Source organism: Streptomyces sp. NPDC054866 (assembly GCF_053610745.1).
Genome location: NZ_JBSGZA010000001.1, coordinates 1,632,448 through 1,656,114, shown reverse-complemented (window position 1 = coordinate 1,656,114; position 23,667 = coordinate 1,632,448). Strand labels below are relative to the sequence as shown.

The 23,667-nt window shown below is 70.6% G+C and carries 33 protein-coding genes and 1 riboswitch; of the genes, 15 read left to right on the top strand and 18 right to left on the bottom strand.

The window, feature by feature from the left end; all coding sequences use genetic code 11:
- The first annotated feature begins 35 nt into the window (after window positions 1–35).
- Window positions 36–1,508, top strand: a complete 1,473-nt coding sequence (locus ACWGI2_RS07120; protein ID WP_453396084.1) for an aminotransferase class I/II-fold pyridoxal phosphate-dependent enzyme — start codon at window positions 36–38, stop codon at window positions 1,506–1,508.
- Between the two features lie 31 nt (window positions 1,509–1,539).
- The gene (locus ACWGI2_RS07115; protein ID WP_453694415.1) at window positions 1,540–2,085 is read left to right on the top strand and encodes a type 1 glutamine amidotransferase domain-containing protein; all 546 of its coding nucleotides are present in this window, start codon (window positions 1,540–1,542) and stop codon (window positions 2,083–2,085) included.
- Between the two features lie 24 nt (window positions 2,086–2,109).
- Here the strand turns inward: ACWGI2_RS07115 and ACWGI2_RS07110 are convergent, their stop codons facing one another.
- The 12 genes from ACWGI2_RS07110 to ACWGI2_RS07055 all read right to left on the bottom strand — a co-directional run bounded on the left by ACWGI2_RS07110 (window position 2,110) and on the right by ACWGI2_RS07055 (window position 9,508).
- A complete protein-coding gene (locus tag ACWGI2_RS07110; protein WP_453396082.1) occupies window positions 2,110–2,421 on the bottom strand; it encodes a gas vesicle protein K in 312 nt (103 codons plus the stop codon).
- Entirely contained in the window at window positions 2,418–2,606 is a 189-nt protein-coding gene (locus ACWGI2_RS07105; RefSeq protein WP_160509195.1) for a gas vesicle protein, read from the bottom strand. The genes ACWGI2_RS07110 and ACWGI2_RS07105 overlap by 4 nt, the downstream gene beginning before the upstream one ends.
- On the bottom strand, window positions 2,603–3,391 hold the full coding sequence (locus ACWGI2_RS07100; protein ID WP_453396081.1) for a GvpL/GvpF family gas vesicle protein: 789 nt from the start codon (window positions 3,389–3,391) through the stop codon (window positions 2,603–2,605). The genes ACWGI2_RS07105 and ACWGI2_RS07100 overlap by 4 nt, the downstream gene beginning before the upstream one ends.
- Window positions 3,388–3,810: a gas vesicle protein gene (locus ACWGI2_RS07095; RefSeq protein ID WP_453396080.1), complete on the bottom strand. Its 423-nt coding sequence runs from the start codon at window positions 3,808–3,810 to the stop codon at window positions 3,388–3,390. Before ACWGI2_RS07095 ends, ACWGI2_RS07100 begins: the two co-directional genes overlap by 4 nt.
- Window positions 3,807–4,919 (bottom strand): SRPBCC family protein, encoded by a 1,113-nt coding sequence (locus ACWGI2_RS07090; protein ID WP_453694414.1) that lies wholly within the window; start codon window positions 4,917–4,919, stop codon window positions 3,807–3,809. Before ACWGI2_RS07090 ends, ACWGI2_RS07095 begins: the two co-directional genes overlap by 4 nt.
- Complete coding sequence (locus ACWGI2_RS07085; protein ID WP_453694413.1) at window positions 4,912–5,598, bottom strand: DNA primase; 687 nt, start codon at window positions 5,596–5,598, stop codon at window positions 4,912–4,914. The genes ACWGI2_RS07090 and ACWGI2_RS07085 overlap by 8 nt, the downstream gene beginning before the upstream one ends.
- Complete coding sequence (locus ACWGI2_RS07080; RefSeq protein ID WP_363310941.1) at window positions 5,595–5,858, bottom strand: gas vesicle protein GvpG; 264 nt, start codon at window positions 5,856–5,858, stop codon at window positions 5,595–5,597. The genes ACWGI2_RS07085 and ACWGI2_RS07080 overlap by 4 nt, the downstream gene beginning before the upstream one ends.
- A 3-nt stretch (window positions 5,859–5,861) precedes the next feature.
- The gene (locus ACWGI2_RS07075) at window positions 5,862–6,641 is read right to left on the bottom strand and encodes a GvpL/GvpF family gas vesicle protein (protein ID WP_453396077.1); all 780 of its coding nucleotides are present in this window, start codon (window positions 6,639–6,641) and stop codon (window positions 5,862–5,864) included.
- On the bottom strand, window positions 6,638–7,063 hold the full coding sequence (locus ACWGI2_RS07070; RefSeq protein WP_453396076.1) for a gas vesicle structural protein GvpA: 426 nt from the start codon (window positions 7,061–7,063) through the stop codon (window positions 6,638–6,640). The genes ACWGI2_RS07075 and ACWGI2_RS07070 overlap by 4 nt, the downstream gene beginning before the upstream one ends.
- Window positions 7,064–7,128: 65 nt before the next feature.
- On the bottom strand, window positions 7,129–7,503 hold the full coding sequence (locus ACWGI2_RS07065; protein WP_453694412.1) for a gas vesicle protein GvpO: 375 nt from the start codon (window positions 7,501–7,503) through the stop codon (window positions 7,129–7,131).
- Between the two features lie 60 nt (window positions 7,504–7,563).
- Window positions 7,564–8,052, bottom strand: a complete 489-nt coding sequence (locus ACWGI2_RS07060; protein ID WP_453694411.1) for a phage holin family protein — start codon at window positions 8,050–8,052, stop codon at window positions 7,564–7,566.
- Window positions 8,012–9,508: an amidase gene (locus tag ACWGI2_RS07055; protein ID WP_453694410.1), complete on the bottom strand. Its 1,497-nt coding sequence runs from the start codon at window positions 9,506–9,508 to the stop codon at window positions 8,012–8,014. Before ACWGI2_RS07055 ends, ACWGI2_RS07060 begins: the two co-directional genes overlap by 41 nt.
- Window positions 9,509–9,667: 159 nt before the next feature.
- Here ACWGI2_RS07055 and ACWGI2_RS07050 point away from each other — a divergent pair, with 159 nt between their 5' ends.
- The 4 genes from ACWGI2_RS07050 to ACWGI2_RS07035 all read left to right on the top strand — a co-directional run bounded on the left by ACWGI2_RS07050 (window position 9,668) and on the right by ACWGI2_RS07035 (window position 12,352).
- Window positions 9,668–10,303, top strand: a complete 636-nt coding sequence (locus tag ACWGI2_RS07050; protein WP_453694409.1) for an ATP-dependent Clp protease proteolytic subunit — start codon at window positions 9,668–9,670, stop codon at window positions 10,301–10,303.
- 7 nt (window positions 10,304–10,310) lie between these two features.
- Window positions 10,311–10,619: a hypothetical protein gene (locus ACWGI2_RS07045; RefSeq protein WP_453694408.1), complete on the top strand. Its 309-nt coding sequence runs from the start codon at window positions 10,311–10,313 to the stop codon at window positions 10,617–10,619.
- 367 nt (window positions 10,620–10,986) lie between these two features.
- Window positions 10,987–11,147, top strand: a riboswitch (cyclic di-AMP (ydaO/yuaA leader).
- A gap of 3 nt (window positions 11,148–11,150) precedes the next feature.
- A complete protein-coding gene (locus ACWGI2_RS07040; RefSeq protein ID WP_160509183.1) occupies window positions 11,151–11,624 on the top strand; it encodes a C40 family peptidase in 474 nt (157 codons plus the stop codon).
- Between the two features lie 161 nt (window positions 11,625–11,785).
- Window positions 11,786–12,352: a DUF6328 family protein gene (locus tag ACWGI2_RS07035; RefSeq protein WP_453694407.1), complete on the top strand. Its 567-nt coding sequence runs from the start codon at window positions 11,786–11,788 to the stop codon at window positions 12,350–12,352.
- Here the strand turns inward: ACWGI2_RS07035 and ACWGI2_RS07030 are convergent.
- A complete protein-coding gene (locus ACWGI2_RS07030) occupies window positions 12,330–12,959 on the bottom strand; it encodes a LysE family translocator (RefSeq protein WP_453694406.1) in 630 nt (209 codons plus the stop codon). The genes ACWGI2_RS07035 and ACWGI2_RS07030 overlap by 23 nt on opposite strands.
- Window positions 12,960–13,088: 129 nt before the next feature.
- Between ACWGI2_RS07030 and ACWGI2_RS07025 the strand changes: the two genes are divergently transcribed.
- Window positions 13,089–14,000 carry a LysR family transcriptional regulator gene (locus ACWGI2_RS07025; protein ID WP_453694405.1) on the top strand — a complete coding sequence of 304 codons (912 nt, stop codon included), beginning with the start codon at window positions 13,089–13,091 and terminating at the stop codon, window positions 13,998–14,000.
- On the opposite strand, the gene ACWGI2_RS07020 is transcribed toward ACWGI2_RS07025, so the two are convergent.
- Entirely contained in the window at window positions 13,989–14,456 is a 468-nt protein-coding gene (locus ACWGI2_RS07020; protein WP_453396067.1) for an ATP-binding protein, read from the bottom strand. The genes ACWGI2_RS07025 and ACWGI2_RS07020 overlap by 12 nt on opposite strands.
- A gap of 272 nt (window positions 14,457–14,728) precedes the next feature.
- Here ACWGI2_RS07020 and ACWGI2_RS07015 point away from each other — a divergent pair, with 272 nt between their 5' ends.
- Both ACWGI2_RS07015 and ACWGI2_RS07010 read left to right on the top strand, forming a co-directional pair.
- Entirely contained in the window at window positions 14,729–15,589 is an 861-nt protein-coding gene (locus tag ACWGI2_RS07015; RefSeq protein ID WP_453694404.1) for a helix-turn-helix domain-containing protein, read from the top strand.
- Between the two features lie 9 nt (window positions 15,590–15,598).
- The gene (locus ACWGI2_RS07010) at window positions 15,599–15,823 is read left to right on the top strand and encodes a DUF397 domain-containing protein (protein WP_453396065.1); all 225 of its coding nucleotides are present in this window, start codon (window positions 15,599–15,601) and stop codon (window positions 15,821–15,823) included.
- Here ACWGI2_RS07010 and ACWGI2_RS07005 read toward each other — a convergent pair whose 3' ends face one another.
- Window positions 15,824–16,966 (bottom strand): 8-amino-7-oxononanoate synthase, encoded by a 1,143-nt coding sequence (locus ACWGI2_RS07005; RefSeq protein ID WP_453694403.1) that lies wholly within the window; start codon window positions 16,964–16,966, stop codon window positions 15,824–15,826.
- Between the two features lie 163 nt (window positions 16,967–17,129).
- Here ACWGI2_RS07005 and bioB point away from each other — a divergent pair, with 163 nt between their 5' ends.
- The 4 genes from bioB (at window position 17,130) to ACWGI2_RS06985 (ending at window position 21,146) form a co-directional block, all read left to right on the top strand.
- Window positions 17,130–18,314, top strand: coding sequence for a biotin synthase BioB (bioB, locus tag ACWGI2_RS07000; protein ID WP_453694402.1), 1,185 nt, complete (start codon window positions 17,130–17,132; stop codon window positions 18,312–18,314).
- Window positions 18,307–19,605 (top strand): adenosylmethionine--8-amino-7-oxononanoate transaminase, encoded by a 1,299-nt coding sequence (locus ACWGI2_RS06995; protein ID WP_453396062.1) that lies wholly within the window; start codon window positions 18,307–18,309, stop codon window positions 19,603–19,605. Before bioB ends, ACWGI2_RS06995 begins: the two co-directional genes overlap by 8 nt.
- Window position 19,606: 1 nt before the next feature.
- Window positions 19,607–20,353: a dethiobiotin synthase gene (gene bioD, locus ACWGI2_RS06990; RefSeq protein WP_453694401.1), complete on the top strand. Its 747-nt coding sequence runs from the start codon at window positions 19,607–19,609 to the stop codon at window positions 20,351–20,353.
- Window positions 20,354–20,471: 118 nt separating this feature from the next.
- Window positions 20,472–21,146, top strand: coding sequence for a class I SAM-dependent methyltransferase (locus ACWGI2_RS06985; RefSeq protein WP_453694400.1), 675 nt, complete (start codon window positions 20,472–20,474; stop codon window positions 21,144–21,146).
- Between the two features lie 42 nt (window positions 21,147–21,188).
- Here the strand turns inward: ACWGI2_RS06985 and ACWGI2_RS06980 are convergent, their stop codons facing one another.
- Window positions 21,189–21,551 carry a VOC family protein gene (locus ACWGI2_RS06980; RefSeq protein ID WP_237330345.1) on the bottom strand — a complete coding sequence of 121 codons (363 nt, stop codon included), beginning with the start codon at window positions 21,549–21,551 and terminating at the stop codon, window positions 21,189–21,191.
- Between the two features lie 49 nt (window positions 21,552–21,600).
- On the opposite strand from ACWGI2_RS06980, the gene ACWGI2_RS06975 reads away from it, so the two are divergent.
- Window positions 21,601–21,951, top strand: coding sequence for a VOC family protein (locus tag ACWGI2_RS06975; RefSeq protein WP_453396059.1), 351 nt, complete (start codon window positions 21,601–21,603; stop codon window positions 21,949–21,951).
- A gap of 40 nt (window positions 21,952–21,991) precedes the next feature.
- On the opposite strand, the gene ACWGI2_RS06970 is transcribed toward ACWGI2_RS06975, so the two are convergent.
- Together ACWGI2_RS06970 and ACWGI2_RS06965 are read right to left on the bottom strand one after the other, a co-directional pair.
- Window positions 21,992–22,363, bottom strand: coding sequence for a fic family toxin-antitoxin system, toxin component (locus ACWGI2_RS06970; RefSeq protein ID WP_453396058.1), 372 nt, complete (start codon window positions 22,361–22,363; stop codon window positions 21,992–21,994).
- Window positions 22,364–22,367: 4 nt separating this feature from the next.
- On the bottom strand, window positions 22,368–22,595 hold the full coding sequence (locus ACWGI2_RS06965; protein ID WP_160509171.1) for an antitoxin: 228 nt from the start codon (window positions 22,593–22,595) through the stop codon (window positions 22,368–22,370).
- Between the two features lie 207 nt (window positions 22,596–22,802).
- On the opposite strand from ACWGI2_RS06965, the gene ACWGI2_RS06960 reads away from it, so the two are divergent.
- Window positions 22,803–23,654, top strand: a complete 852-nt coding sequence (locus tag ACWGI2_RS06960) for an ABC transporter ATP-binding protein (protein WP_453396057.1) — start codon at window positions 22,803–22,805, stop codon at window positions 23,652–23,654.
- The last annotated feature ends 13 nt before the right edge of the window (window positions 23,655–23,667 follow it).

Genomic DNA, 23,667 nt, shown 5'->3' with positions numbered 1-23,667 from the left:
GATTGACCTTCGCGCGGCCAGGGAACCCGTGATCCATGACCGTCGATCACGCCCGAGCCCCCGTACTCGAAGCCCTGGCCGACCACCGCAGGCAGGGCCGCGTCGCCTTCACCCCACCGGGCCACAAACAGGCCCGGGGTGCCGATCCGCTGGTTCGGGAGGTGCTGGGCGACGCCGTCTTCCACGGTGATCTCCTCGCCTCCGGGAGTCTCGACGACCGTCTCGGCCGCGGCCGGGTCCTCGAACGGGCCGAGCGGCTGATGGCCGACGCCGTGCACGCGTCGCACACCTTCTTCTCGACGTGCGGCAGCTCCCTGTCGGTCAAGGCGGCGATGCTCTCGGCCGCGGGCCCGCACGAGAAGCTGCTCATCGGGCGTGACGCGCACAAGTCCGTCGTATCCGCCCTGATCCTCTCCGGGATCCGCCCCGTCTGGGTCGACCCCTCCTGGGACCCCGACCGGCATCTGGCACACCCTCCATCGGCCGCGGCCTACGCCGAGGCGTTCGCCGCGCATCCCGACGCGAAGGGCGCCCTGGTCACCAGCCCCACTCCGTACGGAAGCTGCGCCGACCTGCGGGGCATCGCGGACGTCTGCCACCGGCACTCCCTCCCGCTGATCGTGGACGAGGCCTGGGGCGCACACCTGCCGTTCCACCCCGACCTGCCGTCCTGGGCGATGGACGCGGGCGCCGACATCTGCGTGACGAGCATCCACAAGATGGGCAGCGGCCTGGAGCAGGGTTCCGTCTTCCATCTCCAGGGCGATCTGATCGACCCGACGGTGCTGAAGTCCCGTGCGGACCTGTTCGGCACGACAAGCCCGTCCGTGCTCATCTACGCCGGTCTCGACGGCTGGCGCCGCCAGATGGCCCTGCACGGCAAGGACCTGATGGGGGCCGCCCTGGACCTGGCGGCCGACGTCCGGGCGGCGATCGAGGAGATCGACGGGCTGCACGTGAACGACCGCGAGGACTTCTGCGGCCCGGCCGCCGACTTCGATCCGCTGCCGGTCGTCATCGATGTGAGCGATCTCGGCACCTCGGGCTACCGCGCGGCGGACTGGCTGCGCGAGCACCGCTCGGTCGAGGCGCACCTGGCCGATCACCGCCGCATCAGCACCCAGCTCACCCACGCCGACGACCGGGAGACCACGGATGAACTCCTGGCCGCGCTGCGGTCCCTGGCCCGCGCCGCTCCCGGACTGCGTCCGGCGCCGGACGTGGACGTGCCATCGCCCACCGCGCTGCGTCTTTCCCAGGTCGATCTGCCCCGCGACGCCTACTTCGGGCCCACCGACGACGTTCCGGTGGACGAGGCGGCGGGACGGGTGGCGGCCGAGATGCTGACGCCGTATCCGCCGGGCATTCCCGCGGCTCTGCCCGGCGAACGTCTGACCGAGCCGGTGCTGCGCTATCTGCGCACCGGGAAGGCGGCCGGGATGAACCTTCCGGATGCCGCGGATCCCGGCCTCGAAACCGTGCGGGTCGTGCGGGACACGGCCCGCTGAACCCCGCTGAACAAGGAGAGAGTGAGCAACCATGCGTATCGCATTCCTGATGGCTCCCGAAGGCGTCGAGCAGATCGAACTCACCGACCCCTGGAAGGCGGTGACCGACGCGGGCGGTGAGCCCGTCCTCGTGTCGACGGAGCCGGGCCGCATCCAGGCCTTCGACCATCTCGACAAGGCCGACACGTTCCCCGTGGACGAGGTCGTCGGCGAGGTGTCCGCCGACTCCTTCGACGGTCTCGTCCTGCCGGGCGGCGTGGCCAACCCGGACGCGCTGCGCCTCGACGAGGGGGCCGTGTCCTTCGTACGCGGCTTCTTCGACACCGGCCGTCCGGTGGCCGCCATCTGCCACGCCCCGTGGATCCTCGTCGAGGCAGACGTCGTATCGGGCCGGGGACTCACCTCGTTCCCCAGCGTTCGTACGGACATCCGCAACGCGGGCGGCACCTGGGTCGACGAGCAGGTGAAGATCTGCCACGACGGGCCCAACACGCTGATCACCAGCCGCAAGCCGGACGACCTGAAGGCGTTCTGCGGGGCGTTCATGAAGGAGTTCGAGAAGTCGGCCGGCTCCTGACTTCTTGAGGAGGGCTGCCGGGGGTTACTCCCTCGGCAGCAGCGGTCCCAGCGGCCCGAGGTCCAGATTCAGGTCCTCGGGCTTCAGGCCGTAACGCTCGCGCAGTTCGGCCATGCGGTCGTCCAGGAGCATCAGTGTGAGCCCGATGCGCTCCTCCTGGTCCTCGTCGAGCTCCCCGGTGTCGAACCGGCGCACGGCCTGCCGCTCCATGAGCTGACGCAGCAGTTCCACGACGGTCAGGACGAGTTTGATCAGGTCGCGTTCCACCGTGTCCGGTTCGAGTTCGATCCGGTTCTTCCTCGTTGCCCGCTCCCGCCCCTGCTCCCGCTCGCTCACAGCAACTCCTCGAAGGGTGAGGGGACTTGCTCGTTCACCGAGCTGATGAGCGCGTTCAGGTCAATGCGGACGAGATCGACGTCCGCGATGCGCAGGGTGAGATCCCCGGTGATGACGACCCCGCCCGCGAGCAGCCGGTCGAGCAGGTCGACCAGGGCGACCTCCCGGCGTTCGACGACGGTCACGGTCCCACCTCCCCCGCGGTGTCGTCCCCTTCGGCCTCCAGGCCCGCGAAGGAGTACGCGGCCCACGGCCCGGTGAGCTCCACGCGCAGACCTGACTCCTCGCCCTTCACGCGTTCCACGAGTTCGACGAAGGCCTCCGATTCCGAACGCGGCACCAGATAGGCCGCGTTGAGTACGTTGCGGCCCGATTCCTTGGAGAGCGCGGAGTTCTGGGGCGCGTGCACCCGGGCGTCCTCCGCCCGCGCGCAGAGCGTGTCGTGCAGCCGGCGCGCGAACTTCTCGGCGCTCTCCCACATCTCTTCGTGGGCCCTGTTGCGCTGTCGGCGCTGGCGCAAATAGTCCCGGCCCGTCGCCGCCTTCTCCGGCTCCGGCGCCGGGCGGGCGGCCTCCGCGTCGGAGTAGATCTTGACGCCCCACTCCACGCGGCCGTCGAGCCGGTCGAGCGTCCGCCTGAGGGAGGCCTCCCGCGCCTCCATCATCGCGCGCACCCCCGCGTCGTCCCGGAAGACGGTGGCGAGCCGCAGCGGCAGCGGGGTGGTGACCGCGGTGAGCGCGTCGATGACGGACTGGTGAGCGCGAGCGGTCGCGCTCAGCCAGTCCAGATCCTCCAGATGGCGCCGGAGCGGCTCCTCGGCGAAGTCCCGCTCCGGCACGGTGCCGACCACCGCGATCAGGCCGTGGTGCGCCAGCTGGCCGGGGGGCGCGCCGTCCACTCCGGTCACCTGCGCCTGGAGCGCGGCGTCGAAAGGCCGGCAGATCGCGTAGACGTACCGCAGTCCACTCATGTGCTTTCCTCCGCCTTGCCGCGCTTCGTCCTGCCTTGCTCAGGCTTGCTCTGCTCGGCCTTGCCTTGCTCCACCTTGCCGCGCTCCGTCCTGCCTTCTTCCGTCCTGCCTCGCTCCAGCTGCTCCAGTTCGGCGACATGGGCTCGCAACTCGGCGTTCTCGCGGGTGAGTTCATCGCGACGCGCACGGGTGGACAGCGCGGGGTCGTCCTCCCACCAGTCGATCCCCATCTCCTTCGCCTTGTCGACGGAGGCGACGATGAGCCGCAGCTTGATGGTCAGCAGCTCGATGTCGAGCAGGTTGATACGGATGTCTCCGGCTATCACGATCCCCTTGTCGAGCACCCGCTCCAGGATGTCGGCGAGGTTCGCGCCGCCGCCCTGCCCGTACGGCTCCGGCATCCGTCCCGCCATCGTCATCTGCGACTCCCGCTCGCCGCGACGTCTTCGTCGTACTTCGCCTCTTCTTCTCCCTCGTCCTCCTCGTACCTCGCCTCGTCGTCCTCGCCCTCGTCCTCCTCGTCCTCTTCTTCCTCGTTGTACGCGTCCCGCTCGCCCTCTTCCTCGTCCTCGTCCTCGTAGGACTCCTCCGGGTGTTCCTCGTCGCGCTCGTACTCCTCCTCGGCGACGTCCTCCCGTTCATCCTCGGCGTCCTCGCCCTGCTCCTCCGCGAGTGCGTCCTCGTGGCTGTGGACGACCTCGCCGTCGCGGATCTCACCGCGCCAACCGTCCTCCGCCTCACCCTTGATGGTGATGAACCGCGCGAAGTTCTTCAGGTCGAGCCGGGCCCGGCGGCCCTGCGCGCGCCAGATGTTGCCGGTCTTCTCGAAGAGGCCCTTCGGGTAGTACTCCAGGACCAGCAGGACGCGCGTGAGGTTCTCGGCCAGCGAGTGGAAGGAGACGACACCCTTCGTCGTGCCCTTCGCGCCCTCCGAGGTCCACGCGATCCGGTCGTCCGCGACCTGCTCGGTGGTGTGGGCCTTCCAACTCCGGTTGGACCAGAAGACCTTGGCCTGCCAGTCGGAGGTGGTGTCGTCGGCACGGTTCGCACTCTTGACGCCCTTGGCGAAGGTGCTGAACTCCTGGTACTGGGTCCACTGGTCGTACGCCGTGCGCAGCGGCACGCCGACGTCCACGAACTCCATGATGACCGTGGGTTTCTTGCCGGCCCCGCCCTTGCGGCGGCCCTTGCCTCCGGTCAGGTTCTTGAAGGCTCCGACCACACTGTCCTTGGCCCGGCCCGCGCCGATCTCCACGGCGGACCGCAGCGGCCCCTTGCCCTCGGCCATCTTGCGGCCGCCGTCGAGGGCGAGCTTGGCGAACCCCGGGCTGTTGCCCTCGGCGATGTCGTTGAGCTTGCCCGTCGTCTCGCCGAGCTTGTGGCCCACGCCGACAAGCAGCCGCTGCGCCTGGGCGCCGAGATACTCCTGGACCTCTGTCTTGAGCCGGTCGGCGGCTTCGCTCTGCGCGATGCCGGCGAGCGGATTGTCCTTCGCCTTGCCCGTCGCGGACTTCAGGGTGTCACTCATCGCGGCCCCCCTCCTTCGGCAGCCGGGCCCCGGTGGCACGGCGCGCGGAGGTCTTCGCCGCGGCCCTGGCGGGGGCCTTCTTCGCCGTCTTCTTCACCGGGCTCTTCTGCGCCGCCGTCTTCCTGGCGGTGCTCTTCTTGGCCGCCGCCTTCTTGGGGGCGGCCTTCTTCGCGGGAGCCTTCTTCCTCGCCCGGGGCTTCTCGTCCGACTCCTCGTCGGACTCCGCCTCGGCGGACTCCTCGTGATCCCGGTCGTCCCGCTCATCCCGGTCGTCCCGGTCGCCCTCGTCGTCGTACTCCTCGTACGCGTCGTCCGGCTCTTCTGCCTCTTCCTCGCCGCCGCGACCCGGTATGTCCGGTGTCACGCCCGCGAGTTGGTCCCTCACATCCGCCGTCCGGCCGTGCAGCCGGTCGGCGAGGCCCGAGATCTGCCGCTCGACCAGCGCTCCGGTCGCGGCCTTACCGACCCCGCGCATGTCCTCGCGCAGCTGGTCGCCGATCTCCTTGAACTGCGGGTTGTTCTGCAGCTGTTGAGACAACAGGTCGCCCAGGGCCCGCGGGCTCAGGTTCATCCGCTTGCCGGCCACCATGGTGCCGACAGCGAACGCCAGCTTCATCTTCTTCGTACGTCCGAGGACGTATCCGGCCCCTACCGCGAGGCCAAGTCCCAGTCGATTCATTGTGTGGTCCCGTTGTCAGTTCCCGCGCCCGTGCGCAGGCCGATTTCCAGGCGGTCGAGCAACTCGTCCTCCCGGCGGTCGAATTCCTCCTCGCCGATCTCCCCCGACTCGAGCTGCTGCTCGAGAAGGGCGAGTTCGGACCGGACGGTGGCCGGGTCGTAGTACAGGCGCTCGGCCTCGGCGAGTACCTGGCTCACCGCCCAGAGGCCGCCGCGCACCGGGGCGAGCGGCAGCATCAGTACTTCGCCGATCAGTCCCATGCGCTACTCCCGGCCGGCCTGTGAACCGGCGGACTCCGGCGTGGCTCCTGTCGGCTCGGAGGGCCCGGGCTCGACGAAGCTGTAGGGCGGCAGCGGGCCGTTGACGCGCAGTTCGATGTGCGGGTGGGTCTTGCGGACCTCCTCGACGGCGGCGAGGAACACCTCGGCCGTCTTGCGCTCCACCAGGAACGAGAGGTTGGCCAGCCAGCCCGTGGACTCGGGGCCCACGCTGACGGAGTGCGCGGACGGCTCCAGGGCGTGGTGCAGTTCCACCGCGTCCTCCGCCTCGCGGCTCTGGAGTGCGGCCACCACCATCTCGCCGAGCTGCAGCTTCTGTTCGTAACTGCCGCCGCCCGCTTGGCGGTTGGCCTCGGCGAGCGCCTGCACCTCGGGGTTGTCCGCCATCACGCGGTGCAGTGCGGCCTGTTCGTCGTGGCTTGCCTTGACGTTGTACTCGACCTTGCCCGCCAGCGTCGAGAGCCGCTCGCGGTAGTGCTCGGCGCGCTCCGCGAGAACACTCGTGACGGCCGCGTCGTCAGGGGCGACGTTGCCGAACCGCATGGGAAGGACCGGTCCCGCCGCGCCCGCCTCGTTCAGCACGTTCTGGTGGGCCAGCAGGTCGTTGCGCTTGGCGCGCAGCCCTTCGGGGGCTTCACTGACGATCGCCGCCAGGTCGCCTTCCTTGAGGATGCGCACGGGGCGTGAGGGCTTGCCCACGCCGTCCATGCCTTCGGGGAGCGAAGGGTGTGAACTCGCGGTGATGCCGTAGACGTACGTGCTCATTCCTGCTCCTCCTTCCTGCGCGCCGACGTGCTCTTACGGGCGCGCGGACGGGACTCCGACTGGCTCTCCTCACGGGACTGCTTGAACGCGTCGGAAATGGTCTCGGCAGCACCGGAAAGGGCGCCCTTCGACTTGCCGCGCGCACCGGATTCGGTGATCTCGCCCATGAGGTCGGGGAGTCCGGGGTTCTTGTGCGGACCCGCTTCCAGGTCGAGGCGGTTGCACGCCTCGGCGAAGCGCAGATAGGTGTCGACACTGGCGACGACGACACGCACATCGATCTTCAGGATCTCGATGCCGACGAGCGAGACACGCACGAAGGCGTCGATGACGAGACCGCGGTCGAGGACTAGCTCCAGGACGTCGTACAGGCCACTGGTGCCGCCCGATCCGCCGGCTTGCTGTGCAGGGACAACGGTCATGCCGATCGGCCCTCCTTAGTCTGGGAAGTCTGTGGAATATCCGCGGAAACCGTGCGAACGGTGCTCTAGCGGCCGCCGGCCTTGTGACCGTCGGCGCGACCGCGTTCGTAACGGCGGATGCGCCGGTAGCCGAGGAGCTCGCCCTGCGGGTCGCACTCCACCTGATAGCTCGCGAGGAGGCTCATCGTGTCCGGCACCCGGGTGAGTTCCAGGACCTCGATCTCCAGCGTCCAGCCGTCCTCGGTCTGCTCGAAGGACGACACGGACTCGGCGGCCATCCCGGTCAGCTCGGCGAGCTGGGTGCGTGCTGTGCGCAGCACCTCCATGGGGCCCGGGCGGCGCTTCGCCCCGCCGCGATCCGCGTGTTCGGTTGAATTCCGCGAGTTCTGTGAACTCGCCTTCTTCTTCTCTGGATCAGACGATGTGTTCAATACGGCCACCTCGATCCACCGGGTGGCCCGTTAGCCGTTGGCCAAACATCTCCGGTCAGGTGTCCCGGCTCACGGCTCACGACGGTGCGGCGCCTCGGGATCCACGCCGCCCGGGCGCATCGCGTCGACGGTCGGCGGCGCCACCGGCCGTTCCGGCGTCGGCGGCGTCACGGGCGGGGGGCTCACGGGCGGGGGGCTCATGGCCGGCCCGTCCACGGACGGCAGGTCCGCGGCGGGTCGTTCTGTGGAAGGACGGCCCATGGAAGGACCGTCAGCGGAAGGGCGGGCCGCGCTCCGCAGCAGATGGGCCACGAGACCGAGCACCACCGCGGTGATCAGCGCTGCCGCCCAGTCGGGCAGCCCCAGAGCGAGCGCGAGGCCGATGGCCAGAGCCAGCGCGGCGCCCGCGTAGAGGCCGACGGCCCCCGCACCGGCGTACAGCGCGGCCTTGCGGCGCTGCTTGCGCGTCTGCTCCCTCAGTTCGTCCCGTACGGCCTCGCGGGCCGCGTGCGTCAGTTCATCGATGAGGCTCTTGTCCAGATGCTCCAAACGATTCATGGCGCCCGAGTACCCGGCCGGCCGGCCGCGTAACGCTCGGCTCCGGCCTGCGCTCGCCGTGCCGGGTGGCTTGTTCGAAGGCGTGACCGATCTGCAGAACCCGTAGGTCGCCCCGGTGCGGGCCGACGATCTGCAGCCCTACCGGCAGTCCGCCCGGGCTGAATCCGGCGGGTACTGACAGGGCCGGGCTGCCGGTCGCGGACACCAGGTACGCCGAGCGCATCCAGTCCAGGTAGTCCTCCATCGGCACCCCGTCGACCTTGTCCGGATACTCCAAATCGATGGGGAGCGGCAGGACTTGGCTCGTCGGCAGAACCAGCGCGTCGTAGCGCTCGAAGAACTCCCGCACCCGGTGGAACAGTTCGCTGTGCAGCACGGTGGCCCGCTCCAGGTCGAGGCCGGTGAGCGTGCGCCCTTGCCGTACGTTCCGGACCAGGCTGGGTTTGATCCGGTCGGCCGCGGTGTCCATGAGCCTGCCGAGTGCCAGGTGGAACTGCCAGGCGCGGAAGGTCCGGAACACCTCGTCGGCGCCGGACAGATCGGGGCAGGCCTCCTCGACCGCGCACCCCAGGTCGGCGAAGGCCGTGACAGCGGGTGCGAGCACGTCCCTGACCTCGCGGTCGACGGGCACCGCTCCTCCCAGGTCGGGCGACCAGGCGATGCGCAGCCCGCTCAAGTCCCGCTCCAGCGGCCCGCCGAACGCGCTCCCCGGCGTCTCCAGGGCGATCGGCGAGCGCGGGTCGGGCCCCGCGACGACGGACAGGAGCAGGGCCGCGTCGGCGACCGTGCGCGCCATCGGCCCCTGCACGGCCATGGTCGACCAGGGGGCGGTCTCCGGCCAGCTGGGCACCCGGCCCGGCGAGGGGCGCAGGCCCACCACGTTGCAGAACGACGCGGGGTTGCGCAGCGAACCGCCCATGTCGCTGCCGTCGGCCAGGGGATGCATGCCGCACGCGAGCGCCGCGGCCGCTCCCCCGCTGCTGCCGCCCGCCGATCGCCGAAGGTCGTACGGGTTGCGGGTGGCACCGAAGACCGGGTTGACGGTGTGCGAACCGGCCGCGAACTCGGGGACGTTGGTCTTGCCGATGGTGATCGCCCCGGCGGCCCGGATGCGTTCGACGATCAGCTCGTCCCTGACCGGGACGTTGTCGGCGAGGAGCGGCGTCCCGTAGGTGGTCCGGATGCCACGGGTGTCGTGGGTGTCCTTGTGGGCGACGGGCAGCCCGTGCAGCGGGCCGAGCGGCTCACCGCGCACGGTGGCCTCGTCGGCGGTGTGCGCCTCGGCGAGCGCGCGCTCCGCCACGAGGGTCACCACCGCGTTCACGGCGCCGTCGACCTGCTCGATCCGGTCCAGGTGCGCCAGGACGACCTCGCGCGCCGACAGCTCGCGGGCGCGAATTCTGGCGGCGAGTTCGCGGGCGGTGAGGTGGACGAGCTCGGAGGCTTCAGGGCTCATACGACGACGCTTTCGGCTCGGGGCGGCGGAGATCGCGACGAGGCGGAGTATGCCCACGCCGCCGGATCCCTCGAACCCCTCACCAAGGTTACGTACATCCTGTACATTTTTTACGGAAGCCTTGGGGAGCAGCCGACCCCGGCAGAGGAGAGACGTGCCATGAACCAACCGTTCGCCCGCCATGTCCTGCCCGAGTTCACCGAACGCACCAGCACGGGGCAGCGGACCCTCGATCCGTACTCGAAGCTCCTTGAGGAACGCATCGTCTTCCTGGGGACGCCGATCGACGACACATCGGCCAACGACGTGATGGCGCAGTTCATGCACCTCGAACATCTGGCGCCCGACCGCGACATCGCGCTCTACATCAACTCCCCCGGCGGCTCGTTCAGCGCGATGACCGCGATCTACGACACCATCCAGTTCGTCACCTGCGACGTGGAGACGACGTGCCTCGGGCAGGCCGCGTCGTCGGCCGCCGTCCTGCTGGCCGCGGGCACCCCCGGCAAGCGGTTCGCGCTGCCCGGCGCCCGGGTGCTGATCCACCAGCCCTCGCTCGCCGAGCCGGTCCACGGCCAGACCTCCGACCTGGCGATCCAGGCCGACGAACTCCTGCGCACCCGCGCTCAGCTGGAGAAGCTGCTCGTCCAACACACGGGCCGGAGCGCGGAACGCGTCGCGGCCGACATCGAGCGGGACAAGATCCTCACCGCATCCGAGGCGGTTGACTACGGCCTGGTGGACCGGATCATCGCGAGCCGCAAGTCGTCCCTCCGCACACCGGACGCGGGGTGAACCGCCGATGCTGCCACCCGAGCTCCCTCCGCTGCCCGCACTCACCCGCGCCGAGGGCGAGTTGATCGACCGCTACCTCGAAGTGGTCGACCTGGTGGGCCGGATCAACCCCGCCCGCGCCTCGGACACCTACGGCGGACTGCGCGCCGCCCAGGCCCTCGTCGGCAGGGCGACCGCCCTGCGGGACGCCCTGACGCTCATGCATCAACGGGGCGAGAGCGCCGTGCACGCGCCGACACTGGCCAGGGCGCTGCGGGCCCTCGACGGAGAACGGCGGTCGGGGCGGGTCACCGTGCCGCCTCCGGCGCCGTCCTGAGCGCCCGTCACCTCCTCGCCCGAAGTCCGGGGTGTCCGGGGCCGATCTCAAACGAACCAAACGGGCTACCTCGTTCGGCGTAGACATTCGTCGTTATTCGGGCCGTCTTCAGTTGCGTCAGATGTGTACGCGGGGGCCGGAATTCCTCGTTCCGGTGCTGGTCGAACGATCGTCTGGTGCCATGTCCGGATCCCGAATCCGACCTTGTCCACCCGAACGGTTCAGCCGTGAGGAGCCTCACAAAACGCCGTTTCGGCTCGGAATTCTTGCCCTTGACGGGTCAAGATCCCTTCCGACGACAAGCCCCCGCCACAGCGGCGGGGCGGTCCGGGCGGACGCCGAGTCCTGCCGCCACCCGGATGACCGGTCGACATTGGTGCTTTGGCAGGAGTGGAGGACCCAGGCATGACGGGTCGGTCCGGAAAGTCCGGACGACGGCCCTTGGGGTGAAGCCGCACACCGCGGCCGGGCAACTTTGTCAGCCCGAATCCGACAGGTCATCCTTCACAGGCGGTTGACGAAGGGTTGCGCATGACCGCGCTGAATCATGTTCCGTCGCTGCTCACCAGGGCCGGTTCCGTATCGGCCCTCACGCTCGCCGTCGTAGGCGGCACCCTCGTGGCCCCGGGGCTCACGTCGGAGGCAGAGGCCGCGACTCACGGGACGAAGGCGCTCAAGATCGCCGCCTCCAAGAAGGGTTCGCCGTACCGCTACGGAGCGACGGGGCCCAACCGGTTCGACTGCTCGGGCCTCACCCAGTACTCGTTCAAGCGCGCGGGCAAGAAACTGCCACGCACCGCCGGACAGCAGTACAACAAGACCCGCCACGTCTCCGCGTCCAACCGCGCACGGGGCGACCTGGTCTTCTTCCACTCGGGCCGGAACGTCTACCACGTAGGCATCTACGCGGGGAAGGGCCGGATCTGGCACGCCCCCAAGTCGAACACCGTGGTGCGACTCGAGAAGATCTGGACGAAGAGCGTCTCGTACGGCCGGGTGCGCTGATGGCCCGTCACTGATCGCCGGTCGCTGACCTGTCGGAGGGCGGTGGCGGTGGCCTCACGGCCGCTGCCGCCGCTCGGCCACCGCTCAGCCACCGCTCGGTCTGCGCTCTGATCGGCGCGCCCGCCAGGCGTGGAGCGCGTCGACGCGGATACTCGTGCGCCATGGCCGAAAACAACAGTTCTTCCACTGCGGGTGAACCGCCGCGCAACGAAACGCGCTTCGAACGTGCCGATCGCAACTTCTCGGAGATCCTCCAGGAACTGCGGGTCACGCAGGCCGGGGTGCAGATCCTCTTCGCGTTCCTGCTGACGCTCGCCTTCACCGAGCGCTTCCCCTCGCTCGACACGATGCAGCGCGCCACCTACGTGACCACGCTGCTGCTCGCCGTCCTCTCCGCGGCGTTGTTCACCGCTCCGGCCGCCGTGCACAGGTCGCTGTTCGGGCAGCACGCCAAGCCGCTGATCGTGCGGGTGTCGTCCCGCCTCGCCGGTATCGGTCTGGGGGTCCTGGTGTTCGCGGTCTCCGGCGCCGTACTCCTGGTCGTCGACGTGGCGGTGGGCAGGACCGGCGGGATCATCGCGAGCGCGGGCACGCTGGTGGTGTGCGCGGGCCTGTGGGGCCTGCTCCCCCTCCTGGTGCGTGGCGCGGCGGACAAGAACGAGGGCCGGGGCGACGACGGCAAGGCATCGGGCACGTCGCACGACATCAGGCCACCAGGGCCTCGGTGAGGAGCACCAGGCCGAGCACGCTGAGCGCGACGCCCGTGCCGCCCTCGATGGCGCGGGCCGTACGCGGCCTGCGCAGCCACCGCCCGAGCCGGTCGACCAGGAGCGCGACGACCGGGAACCACACCAGGGCGAGGGCCACGATGATGGACGCGAGCAGCAGTGTCCTCGGCATCGCGGGGCTGCCCGCGGGGACGAACTGGGGCAGCACGCTGAGGAAGGTGATGGGCGCCTTGGGGTTGAGGGCGTTGGTGAAGAACCCCTGCCGCAGGCTCCCCCCGACCGCCACCTGCTCCGCACCCTCCTGAGTGCCGAAGCTCTCCAGCGGCCGCGCCGCCGACCGCAGCGCGCGGTACCCGAGGTAGAGGACGTAGGCCCCGCCCGCGGCCTGCAACGCCCGGAAGAGCGTGGGAACCGCCGCGAGGACCGCCGCGACCCCGGCCACCGCGAGCGCCGTGTGCACCAGGAGCCCGCCCGCCACACCGATCGCGCAGGTGACCCCGGCGCGGCGGGAGGCGAGGGCGTTGCGCACCACGACGGCGAAGTCGGCGCCCGGCATGGCGACCATGCCCGCGGCGACTCCGGTGAAGGCGACCAGTTGTGCGTCCATGGCCTCAAGGCTGCCGTTCTTCTGCCTTCAGCAGGTATGTGGAATATCCTGGGTCTGCCTTAAGCAGGCCTTTAGCCCCACGCCGACGGGCCGCCGCACCGCCCGCCGGCTCCTGCACCGGGAGAGACCATGTACGACCCGACGCGGCTCGCCGCACTGGTGGCGGTCTCCGAGGCCGGGTCGATCACCCGCGCCGCCGAGCGCCTCGGCTACACCGTGCCCGCCCTCTCCCAGCAGCTGGCCAAGCTCGAACGGGAGGCGGGCACCGCGCTCCTGGTCCGGCACCACCGCGGGGCACGGCTGACCGGCGCCGGTGAGCTGCTGCTCGCGCGGGCGCGCCGGGTCCTTGACGAGATGGAGCAGGCGCGGCACGAACTGGCCCAGCTTGCGGGCCTTTCCGGCGGCAGGCTGCGCGTGGGGACCTTCACCACGGCCGGGATCCATCTGGTGCCGCCCGCGCTGACCGCGTTCCGCCGCGCCCATCCGGACATCGATCTGACGGTACGGGGCTATGAACCGCCGCTCGGCATCGCGGCCGTGGCGGCGGGCGAGGTCGACCTGGCCCTCACGCACACGTACGAGCCCGCGGATCCGGTGCCGCTGCCCGCGTCCGTGACGGCGGAGCCGATCCTGGTCGAGGAGCTCGTCCTGGTGACCTCGCCCGGACACGCGCTCGCGAACTCCCCCTCACGGCTGCCCCTGAGCGAGCTCGCCGGGCAGCCGCTCATCAGCATGGCGCCGACGCATCCGCCACGTCAGGGCGTGGAGTCCGCGCTCGTGCGGGCCGGCGCGACGCCCTCGGTCCTGGTCGAGACTCCGGGCTACGCGCTGGTGTGCGCGCTCGTCAGCGCCGGGCTCGGCGTCGCCGTCGTACCGGAGATGGTGGCGCGGACGGCGGCGACACCGGTGGGGATGAGGCCGCTTGAGCCCGGCATTCTGCGCCGCACGATCTCGGTCGTCCACCGCGCCGACGAGTCGCATCCGGCGGCGGACACCTTCCGGGCCCTGCTCCGGGGTGCCTTCGGACGCTCAGCGGGGTGAGGGCGAGACCGAGGGGGCCGTGGCCCCGTCGCGGACCGGCGCGGTCCACGGCAGCGCGATCCAGACGGTCTTGCCGCCCTCGGGGGTGGGCGTGACCGACAGCCTGCCGCCGCACTCCATGGTCAGCCAGCGGATGATCACCAGGCCGCGGCCGTTGTCCTGCTGGACGGCGGCGGGCAGCCGCTTGGGGTAGCGGGGATGGCTGTCGGTCACGCCGATGCGCAGCTGCTCGTCCCGGTCCAGCTCGATGTCCACCCTGAACGTGGGCGACTCGCCCCGGGTGTGCTGGACGGCGTTCGTGGCGAGTTCGGAGACGATGAGCCGGACCGTGTCGGCCGCTTCGGTCTCGCCCGGCAGGCCCCACTCGGCAAGGATGCTCGAGACGTATTTCCGGGCCGCGGAGACCGAGGCAGGATCGCTCGGCAGGGTGACGGATGCTTCCTGAAGGTCTGCCATGGCGACGTTGTCCCTTTCCCACCGGGGCTCGGCTCCGACTCGTAACGAAGGCACGAGGACAGTCCCGGAATGGTGCTTCGCGCCAGCCTGCCACTCTTGGACCCCTCACAGGTGGCCATCCACCAAGATGTGCATATATCTGTCGCTCAAAGCGGTGAACTCTGCTACGAGAGACCGTATTTGGGCGCGAGGTCGGCGCTTCCTCTACTGTCGCCCCTGAAGAGGCCAGGGGAGGCCGGAAAAGGGAACACTCCGTCGGGAAGGAGACGGACATGCGGTACGGTCCCGCGGTGCGCCGCCGGAAACTCGGCGCCGAACTGCGTGCGCTGCGCACGCGCGCCGGGCTCACCAGCGGCCAGGCGGCGGGCCGGGTCGGCTGGCATCAGTCGAAGGTCAGCCGGATCGAGACCGGGCGTAGCAGCGTCAAGGCGGCCGACGTAGGACTGCTGCTCGACGCGTACGAGGTGGGGGACCCCCAACTCCGCCAGTTGCTGGTGGCATTGGCGGGCTCGGACGACGACGGTGGACGCCGCCACTGGTGGCACGCCTATCGCGAGCTGCTGCCGCCCGCCTACCGCGACTTCATCAGCCTGGAGTCACAGGCCTGTCGGATGCGCACCCTGGAGACCACCGTCGTGCCGGGCCTGCTCCAGACGCCGGACTACGCGCGTGCGGTGACGCGGGCCGCGCTCGACGGGCTGCCGGACGAGCAGGTGGACACGCTGGTGGAGGTGCGTCTGGCACGTCAGGACGTACTGCGCACGGCTCCGCCGCTCCGGCTGAGCGTGATCCTGGACGAGGCGGTGCTGCACCGGCCGGTGGGCGGCAGTCAGGTGCTCGCGGGTCAGTTGAAACGGTTACTGGAAGCCGGACAGTTGCCCCATGTACGACTTCAGGTGTTGCCGTTCGCCGCCGGAGAGCACGTGGGTCTCATCGGCTCTTTCGTTATCTTCTCATTTCCGAACATTGCTGATCTGGATGTGGTTGTTCTCGACCACTTGACGAGTAGCCTCTACCTCGAACGGAAAGAAGACCTCCAGGCATACACGGAGGCCTTCAACTCCCTTCAGAGAAAGGCACTTTCACCCGAGGAATCAACGGATCACATCGCCGGGATACGTGACGGCGCGTAAGGGGGCACCATGACTGCACTGCCTCGGCACGTACCTTCCAGCACATCTCTGCACGGCGCACGGTGGTACCGCAGCAGCCGCAGCAACGGCATGAACAACTGCGTGGAGACAGCCCCTCTCGCTTCAGGGCCGAAGCGGGGGCTGCTCGCCGTGCGCGACTCGAAGAACACGGCAGGGCCCGCCCTGCTCTTCTCGCCCGCGACATGGGAGGCCTTCGTCCACGGCCTCCGGTGACTACCGGGGTGCGGCGCGGCTGATCACTCGTACGGCATCGGCGATCTGTGCGTCGGTGAGATCCGCCCGGGCGGTCAGCCGCAGCCGTGAGATGCCGTCGGGCACCGACGGCGGACGGAAGCAGCCGACGGCGAGGCCCGCGCCCCGGCAGTCGGCGGCCCACCGCACGGCCGCTTCCGGTGAGGGCGCGCGCACGGAGACGACGGCGGCGTCGGGGCGTACCGCACAGAGACCTTCCGCCGTGAGGCGTTCGTGCAGCTCGGCCGCGACCGAGCGAGCCCGCGCGGCGCGCTCCGGCTCCCTGCGAAGCAGCCGCAGGGCCGCAAGGGCCGCACCCGCGGCGGCGGGAGCGAGCCCCGTGTCGAAGATGAAGGTCCGGGCCGCGTTGACCAGATGGTCGATGACCTTGGCGGGCCCCAGGACCGCACCGCCCTGACTGCCGAAGGACTTCGACAGGGTGACCGTGGCCACGGTGTGGGCGGTGCCCGCGAGTCCGGCCGCCTGCGGGGCGCCACGGCCGCCGTCGCCGAGCACACCGAGCCCGTGGGCGTCGTCGACGACGAGACCGGCGCCGAACTCCCCGCAGACCGAACTGAGTTCGGTCAGTGGAGCCGCGTCGCCGTCGACCGAGAAGACCGTGTCCGACACGACGACCGCGGGCCCCGCGTGCGCGTCCAGCGTCTTGCGCACCGCCTCGGGGTCGGCGTGCGGCACCACCTGCGTCGTACCGCGCGCCAGGCGGCAGCCGTCGATCAGCGATGCGTGGTTGCCCGCGTCCGAGACGATCAGCGAACCGTGCGGGGCGAGGGCGGTGACGGCGGCGAGGTTCGCGGCATACCCGGAGGAAAGGACCAGGGCGGCCTCGAAGCCGCAGAACTCGGCGAGCCCGCGCTCCAGTTCCGCGTGCAGTTCGGTGGAGCCGGTCACCAGACGGGAGCCGGTCGCTCCGCCTCCCCAGCGCCGGGCCGCGGCCGCGGCGCCCTCGGTGATCTCGGGGTGCCTTGCCAGGCCCAGGTAGTCGTTGCTGGCCAGGTCGAGGAGGCCGCCCGCGTCGGCGGGGCGGGGGCGCAGGGTGCGGACGAGTCCGGCCCGTGCGCGCAGGCTCGCCTGCTCGTCGATCCAGTCGAACGGCGAGCTCGCCATGGGGTCCCCTCCGGGTGGTCAGCACTGGCCGGTTTGTAGACAGTGCACAGACCCTAGCCGTCCGGCCACCGGGCCAGGATGTGGCAATACCCACACCTCTCAGCGTTTCTGTTGTGCGAAGTCTCCTTGGAAAGCGATGCTCTCGTACGTAAGGATCAGCGCCATGGATCTGCTGAACACGCTGGTGGACAAGGGGCTTCGGCGCGAGCTGCCGACCCGTGAAGAGGCGCTGGCCGTGCTGGCCACCTCCGACGACGAGCTTCTCGACGTGGTTTCCGCCGCCGGGAAGGTACGGCGGCAGTGGTTCGGGCGCCGGGTGAAACTCAACTATCTGGTCAATCTCAAGTCGGGACTCTGCCCGGAGGACTGCTCGTACTGTTCGCAGCGCCTCGGCTCGACGGCCGGCATCCTCAAGTACACCTGGCTCAAGCCCGACGAGGCCTCGCAGGCCGCGGCGGCCGGTGTGGCGGGCGGCGCCAAGCGGGTCTGTCTGGTCGCCAGTGGCCGCGGTCCGACCGACCGTGACGTCGACCGGATCTCGCAGACCATCGAGGCGATCAAGGAGCAGAACGAAGGCGTCGAGGTGTGCGCCTGCCTCGGCCTTCTCTCCGCGGGCCAGGCGGACAAACTGCGCACGGCGGGCGCGGACGCGTACAACCACAATCTCAATACGTCCGAGGGGACGTACGGCGAGATCACCACGACCCACACCTACGCCGACCGCGTGGACACCGTGCAGCAGGCGCAGGCCGCGGGCCTCTCCGCCTGTTCGGGTCTGATCGCGGGCATGGGCGAGACGGACGAGGACCTGGTGGACGTGGTCTACGCGCTGCGCGACCTCGACCCCGACTCCGTGCCGGTCAACTTCCTGATCCCCTTCGAGGGCACCCCGCTCGCCAAGGAGTGGAACCTCACCCCGCAGCGCTGTCTGCGCATCCTCGCGATGGTCCGCTTCGTCTGCCCCGACGTGGAGGTCCGCATCGCGGGCGGCCGCGAGGTGCACCTGCGCACGATGCAGCCCCTGGCGCTGCACCTCGCCAACTCGATCTTCCTGGGCGACTACCTGACCAGTGAGGGCCAGGCAGGCAAGACCGACCTGGAGATGATCGCGGACGCCGGTTTCGAGGTCGAGGGCACGGACACGGTGACGCTGCCCGAGCACCGCGCGGACGCGCTGGCGGCCGCGGGCTGCGGGTCGCACCGCGATGCCGGGGGCGGCTGCGGGCCGTGCGGTTCGTCCGAGCCTGAGCCGGTCGAGGCCACGGAGGGTGAGACGTCCGAGGCGCGCACGGACCTGGTGGCGGTACGCCGCCGGGGCGCGGGAACGGATCTGGCGCCCAATGCCTGACCTCTCCGGCCTCTCCGTACCCGAACTGCTCGATCTGGACCGCCGTCATGTGTGGCACCCGTACGGCCCGATGCCCGGCCGCCAGGAGCCCCTGGTCGTGGAGGCGGCTAGTGGTGTGCGGCTGCGACTCGCGGGCGACGGGGGCGAGTTGGTCGACGGCATGTCGTCCTGGTGGTCGGCGATCCACGGCTACAACCACCCCGTGCTCAACGACGCGGTGCGCGGCCAGCTGGACCGGATGAGCCATGTCATGTTCGGCGGGCTCACCCATGAGCCCGCCGTCCACCTCGCGAAGCGCCTTGTCGACATATCGCCGGACGGTCTTGAACATGTCTTCCTCGCCGACTCCGGTTCGGTGTCGGTCGAGGTCGCGGTCAAGATGTGCCTGCAGCACTGGCGCTCGCTCGGCCGCCCGGCCAAGCGGCGGATGCTGACCTGGCGCGGCGGCTACCACGGGGACACCTGGCAGCCCATGTCCGTGTGCGACCCCCAGGGCGGCATGCACGAGCTGTGGCAGGGGGCGCTGCCCCAGCAGGTGTTCGCGGACGCGCCGCCCGCGGGCTTCGAGGCGTACGACGATGCCTACGCCGATCACCTGCGGGAGATGATCGGGCGCCACGCCGACGAGCTCGCCGCCGTGATCGTGGAGCCGGTGGTGCAGGGGGCCGGCGGTATGCGGTTCCACTCCCCCGCCTATCTGCGGGTGCTGCGGGAGGCCTGCGACGAGCACGACGTGCTGCTCGTGTTCGACGAGATCGCCACGGGGTTCGGCCGTACGGGCGCGCTGTTCGCCGCGGACCACGCGGGTGTCACGCCCGATGTGATGTGCCTGGGCAAGGCGCTGACCGGCGGCTATCTGACGCTGGCGGCGACGCTGTGCACCTCGCGGGTCGCGGACGGCATCTCTCGGGGCGAGGTGCCGGTCCTGGCCCACGGCCCGACGTTCATGGGCAATCCGCTGGCCACCGCGGTGGCCGGTGCCTCGATCGAGCTGCTGCTCGGGCAGGACTGGCAGACCGAGGTCAAGCGCATCGAGACGGGCCTGCGCGGCACGCTGGCCGAGGCCGCTGAGCTGCCGGGCGTCCGTGACGTACGCGTGCTCGGCGCGATCGGTGTCGTGCAGCTGGACCACGACGTGGACATGGCCGCGGCGACCCGCGCCGCGACGCGGGAGGGGGTGTGGCTGCGGCCGTTCCGCGACCTCATCTACACGATGCCGCCGTTCATCACGAGCGACGACGACGTGGCACGGATCGGGCGCGCGGTGTGCGCGGCGGCGAAGGAGGGCTGACGTGACGGTCATCGTGGTGTCCGGGACGGGCACCGAGATCGGCAAGACGGTGACGACGGCGGCGGTGGCCGCCCTCGCGCTCGCCTCGGGGCGCAGCGTCGCGATGCTCAAGCCCGCGCAGACGGGGGTGGCACCCGGCGAGCCGGGCGACGCGGAAGAGGTGAAGCGGCTGGCGGGCGAGGCGATCACGACCCTCGAACTCGCCCGCTTCCCCGAGCCGTTGGCGCCGAACACCGCGGCGCGGCGGGCGGGCATGGAGCCGGTGCGGCCGTACGAAGTGGCCGAGGCGGCACAGAAATTGTCGACGGAGCACGATCTGGTCCTGGTCGAGGGCGCGGGCGGTCTGCTCGTCCACTACGACGACGAGGGCGCCACCCTCGCCGACGCGGCGCGTCTCCTCACGGCCCCGGTCCTGGTGGTCGCGCCGGCGGGCCTCGGCACGCTGAACACGACGGCACTCACGGCGGAGGCACTGCGAGCCCGCGGTCTCGCCCCCCTGGGCGTCACGATCGGCAGCTGGCCCGCCGCCCCGGACCTGGCGTCACGCTGCAACCTGGCGGACCTGCCCAAGGCGGCGGACGCGCCGCTGCTCGGCGCGGTACCGCAGGGCGCGGGCTCCCTCGGGCGCGCCGACTTCCGGGCCGGTGCGCACGATTGGCTGGCGCCGCAGCTGGGCGGCAGGTGGGACGAAGCGGCGTTCACCGCACGCGAGACACCGGAAGGGCCGGCGCTCGGGGCGGCCCACTGAGATCCGGGAGATCCGGACGGCAGCCCCGGCGCGCGTGGGTCGTCCGCGTCGGTGTAGAGGGAAACCGGCCGTGCCGGGGCACCATTGCGGTATCCGCTCGTGCCGTCGAGGAGGGCCCATGTCACCTCGCTTCGCCAAAGCCGCGTCACGGGACGCGGTGCACCATCCCGTTTTCGCCCGGTTCTACGCCCGTCAGAGCGTGGCCGCCGAGCGCGTCATCGCCACGTACCGCAAAGAGCTGCTCGCCGGTCTCTCCGGTCGTGTGATCGAGGTCGGCGCGGGGAACGGCCTGAACTTCGCGCACTATCCGACGGCGGTCTCCGAAGTCGTGGCCATCGAACCGGAGCGCATCCTGCGCCAGTTGGCCGCGTCCGCGGCGGTGCGGGCCGACGTACCGGTCGACGTCGTGCCCGGCGCCGCCGAGGCGCTGCCCGTCAAGAGCGAGGCCTTCGACGGCGCCGTGGCCTCGCTGGTGCTGTGCAGCGTGCGCGACGTGCCCCGTGCGCTCGGCGAGCTGCGGCGCGTCCTGCGGCCGGGCGGCGAGCTGCGGTTCTTCGAGCACGGCGTGGCTCCGGGCGCGGCGATGGCGGCCACGCAGCGCATCCTGGACCGCACGGTCTGGCCCCTGCTCTTCGGCGGCTGTCACGTCGCGCGGGACCCCCTGGGCGCCCTGCGCGCCGCGGGGTTCGAGATCGGCCCGTACAGGCGGCTGCTCGTGCCCCCGAAGGGTCCGCGGCTGCCTCCCTCCTACTGCGTGCTCGGCACCGCCCGGCGGCCGGAGACCGACGACTGACCCGTGGCGACTGGCCCGCGACCACTGCCCCGTGGCGGCGCCTCAGATCAGCTGCGTGAGGTTGACCGCGTTGCCGTCCGGGTCCTTGATGTGCGCGACCCGCTGCCCCCACGGCATGTCGTTGGCCGGCCCGAGCGTCTCACCGCCGAGGGAGTCCACCCGCTCGAGGAGGTCGTCGACGGCCTGCACCGCCACGCTCAGCAGAATGCGCTGCGGGGTGTCGAGCGGCACGCTCGTGTCCGAGACCACGCCGAGCTCCGAGTCGCCGATGCGCAGGTCCACGAAGAACGCGGGCCCCTCCTCCGGCGTCCTCGACACCTCCTCGGCCCCGAGCAGTTCCTGGTAGAAGCGCAGCAGGCGGTCGAGATCCGGGGTGATGATCATCGGCTGGATGGCGGCAGGCATGGCGTCCTCCTGGAGTGCGGCTCTCTCCCGCCGAACCTATCCTCGCCGCATGATCAATGGCGCCCACCTCATCATCTACAGCAACGACGCCGAAGCCGACCGTGCCTTCTTCCGTGACGTACTGGAGTACCCCCACGTCGACGCGGGCGGCGGCTGGCTCATCTTCAAGCTGCCGCCCGCGGAGGCCGCAGTGCATCCCACGCCGGGTCCGGAGTCGCACGAGCTGTATCTGATGTGCGACGACGTGGAGGCGACGGTACGTGAACTGACCGCCGGGGGCGTGAAGTTCACCCAGCCGGTCACCGACGCGGGCTGGGGCCTGCTCACCCGCTTCAAGCTGCCGGGCGGCGGCGAGGTCGGCCTGTACGAGCCGCGGCACCCGCGGGCCACCGACCTCTGAGGTCCCGCCGGGCGGCGGCTCCCCACAAGGCTCCCGGCGGCTAGAGGCTCCACTTCCGCAGCTCCTCCGCGATGGCGCGCACGCTCGCCCCGTCCTCCTTCACCAGGCGGGCCAGTTCGCGCACCTGCTCGGGCGAGGTGACGACCTTGACGCCGCTGGCGACCAGATAGGCGTAGGCGGCGGACGAGGCGAAGAGGGCGTTGGAGCGTTCCAGGGCCGGGATGTGCAGAAGCACCTGGAGCAGCGCGGCGGCGCGGTCGTGCGGGCTTTCGTAGACGGGCACGCCGAAGATCTCCGCCTCGTGCCGGCTGACGGCGGCCACCAGGGCACCCCAGTCGGTGACCTGCGGGTCTCCGGGCGTCTTGTGTTCGGCGATCATCAACAGCCAGGCAAGATCGATTCTGAGGTTCAAGGGCTTAACGACGACCCTCGCGCTCAGCACCGAACTCTTCGGCGAAGACGGATTCGTACTGCTTCATGAAGTCGGCGGCGGCCTCGACGAAGGTGTGGCCGATCTCGCCCGCGTCCTGTTTGACCAGTTCCTCGATGTAGCGGTTCACGCTCATCCCACGGGCGAGCGCTCGCTCGCGCGCGGCCCGGGCGGTGCCTTCGTCCACCCGCACGTTCAGCTGGGTCTTCGCCATGCCTTCAAGCTAGCGCCGGGGCGCTAGCACCGGCAAGAGGGCAGCGGGAGCGCGCAGGGGCGCGCGGACGGGCCGGGCGAGCACCGGGCCGGTGCCCCTTACATACGTCTCCGGTTCACGACCTTGGAGGGATACCGGCTCCCGGCCCGACCCTCTACCCTCGGCAGGATTACGGGAGTTGGAGCGGCCACGACCCAGGAGGCGGCCTTGTCCACACCTGCTTCGGCTTCGGCCACAGGCCTTGCGGAGCCCACCAAGGTCGCCGCACGGGCACGCGGCCTGACCAAGGCGTACGGCTCCGGCGAGACCACCGTGCTCGCCCTCGACTCGGTCGACGTGGACATCGCGCGCGGCCGTTTCACCGCGGTCATGGGCCCGTCCGGCTCGGGGAAGTCCACGCTCATGCACCTGCTCGCCGGGCTCGACACGGTCTCCGCGGGTCAGGTGTGGCTCGGCGACACCGAGATCACGGGCCTCAAGGAACGGGAGCTGACGCAGCTGCGGCGCGACCGCATCGGATTCATGTTCCAGTCCTTCAACCTCATCCCCACCCTGAACGCCGCCGAGAACATCACGCTGCCCATGGACATCGCGGGCCAGCGCCCCGACCGCGAGTGGCTGGACCACGTCATCGAGACGCTCGGCCTGCGCGACCGGCTCAAGCACCGGCCCGCCCAGCTCTCCGGCGGCCAGCAGCAGCGCGTGGCGTGCGCGCGGGCGCTCGCCTCGCGCCCCGAGCTGATCTTCGCGGACGAACCGACCGGCAACCTCGACTCGCGCGCGGGCCTCGAAGTGCTCGGCTTCCTGCGCGAGGCCGTCGACAAGCTGGAGCAGACCGTCGTGATGGTGACGCACGATCCCGGCGCCGCCGCCCACGCCGACCTGGTGCTCTTCCTCGCGGACGGCCGCATCGTCGACGAGATGCCGCGCCCGACGGCGGAGTCGGTCCTCGAACGCCTCAAACGGTTCGACGTGATCCACGCGATGCCACAAGAGAGCCATACCGAAGCCGACGGCGGTCAGGGCGCCGACAGCGCGCCGGCCCCGGACCGGGACTGAGGCGGTCCGCGGC

Bases quoted from the DNA above. Each gene is read 5' to 3' on its own strand.
- ACWGI2_RS07120 (WP_453396084.1), top strand. From the start codon at position 36: ATGACCGTCGATCACGCCCGAGCCCCCGTACTCGAAGCCCTGGCCGAC.
- ACWGI2_RS07115 (WP_453694415.1), top strand. From the start codon at position 1,540: ATGCGTATCGCATTCCTGATGGCTCCCGAAGGCGTCGAGCAGATCGAA.
- ACWGI2_RS07100 (WP_453396081.1), bottom strand. From the start codon at position 3,391: ATGAGTGGACTGCGGTACGTCTACGCGATCTGCCGGCCTTTCGACGCC.
- ACWGI2_RS07095 (WP_453396080.1), bottom strand. From the start codon at position 3,810: ATGACGATGGCGGGACGGATGCCGGAGCCGTACGGGCAGGGCGGCGGC.
- ACWGI2_RS07090 (WP_453694414.1), bottom strand. From the start codon at position 4,919: ATGAGTGACACCCTGAAGTCCGCGACGGGCAAGGCGAAGGACAATCCG.
- ACWGI2_RS07085 (WP_453694413.1), bottom strand. From the start codon at position 5,598: ATGAATCGACTGGGACTTGGCCTCGCGGTAGGGGCCGGATACGTCCTC.
- ACWGI2_RS07080 (WP_363310941.1), bottom strand. From the start codon at position 5,858: ATGGGACTGATCGGCGAAGTACTGATGCTGCCGCTCGCCCCGGTGCGC.
- ACWGI2_RS07075 (WP_453396077.1), bottom strand. From the start codon at position 6,641: ATGAGCACGTACGTCTACGGCATCACCGCGAGTTCACACCCTTCGCTC.
- ACWGI2_RS07070 (WP_453396076.1), bottom strand. From the start codon at position 7,063: ATGACCGTTGTCCCTGCACAGCAAGCCGGCGGATCGGGCGGCACCAGT.
- ACWGI2_RS07060 (WP_453694411.1), bottom strand. From the start codon at position 8,052: ATGAATCGTTTGGAGCATCTGGACAAGAGCCTCATCGATGAACTGACG.
- ACWGI2_RS07055 (WP_453694410.1), bottom strand. From the start codon at position 9,508: ATGAGCCCTGAAGCCTCCGAGCTCGTCCACCTCACCGCCCGCGAACTC.
- ACWGI2_RS07050 (WP_453694409.1), top strand. From the start codon at position 9,668: ATGAACCAACCGTTCGCCCGCCATGTCCTGCCCGAGTTCACCGAACGC.
- ACWGI2_RS07045 (WP_453694408.1), top strand. From the start codon at position 10,311: ATGCTGCCACCCGAGCTCCCTCCGCTGCCCGCACTCACCCGCGCCGAG.
- ACWGI2_RS07040 (WP_160509183.1), top strand. From the start codon at position 11,151: ATGACCGCGCTGAATCATGTTCCGTCGCTGCTCACCAGGGCCGGTTCC.
- ACWGI2_RS07035 (WP_453694407.1), top strand. From the start codon at position 11,786: ATGGCCGAAAACAACAGTTCTTCCACTGCGGGTGAACCGCCGCGCAAC.
- ACWGI2_RS07030 (WP_453694406.1), bottom strand. From the start codon at position 12,959: ATGGACGCACAACTGGTCGCCTTCACCGGAGTCGCCGCGGGCATGGTC.
- ACWGI2_RS07025 (WP_453694405.1), top strand. From the start codon at position 13,089: ATGTACGACCCGACGCGGCTCGCCGCACTGGTGGCGGTCTCCGAGGCC.
- ACWGI2_RS07020 (WP_453396067.1), bottom strand. From the start codon at position 14,456: ATGGCAGACCTTCAGGAAGCATCCGTCACCCTGCCGAGCGATCCTGCC.
- ACWGI2_RS07015 (WP_453694404.1), top strand. From the start codon at position 14,729: ATGCGGTACGGTCCCGCGGTGCGCCGCCGGAAACTCGGCGCCGAACTG.
- ACWGI2_RS07010 (WP_453396065.1), top strand. From the start codon at position 15,599: ATGACTGCACTGCCTCGGCACGTACCTTCCAGCACATCTCTGCACGGC.
- ACWGI2_RS07005 (WP_453694403.1), bottom strand. From the start codon at position 16,966: ATGGCGAGCTCGCCGTTCGACTGGATCGACGAGCAGGCGAGCCTGCGC.
- bioB (WP_453694402.1), top strand. From the start codon at position 17,130: ATGGATCTGCTGAACACGCTGGTGGACAAGGGGCTTCGGCGCGAGCTG.
- ACWGI2_RS06995 (WP_453396062.1), top strand. From the start codon at position 18,307: ATGCCTGACCTCTCCGGCCTCTCCGTACCCGAACTGCTCGATCTGGAC.
- ACWGI2_RS06985 (WP_453694400.1), top strand. From the start codon at position 20,472: ATGTCACCTCGCTTCGCCAAAGCCGCGTCACGGGACGCGGTGCACCAT.
- ACWGI2_RS06980 (WP_237330345.1), bottom strand. From the start codon at position 21,551: ATGCCTGCCGCCATCCAGCCGATGATCATCACCCCGGATCTCGACCGC.
- ACWGI2_RS06975 (WP_453396059.1), top strand. From the start codon at position 21,601: ATGATCAATGGCGCCCACCTCATCATCTACAGCAACGACGCCGAAGCC.
- ACWGI2_RS06965 (WP_160509171.1), bottom strand. From the start codon at position 22,595: ATGGCGAAGACCCAGCTGAACGTGCGGGTGGACGAAGGCACCGCCCGG.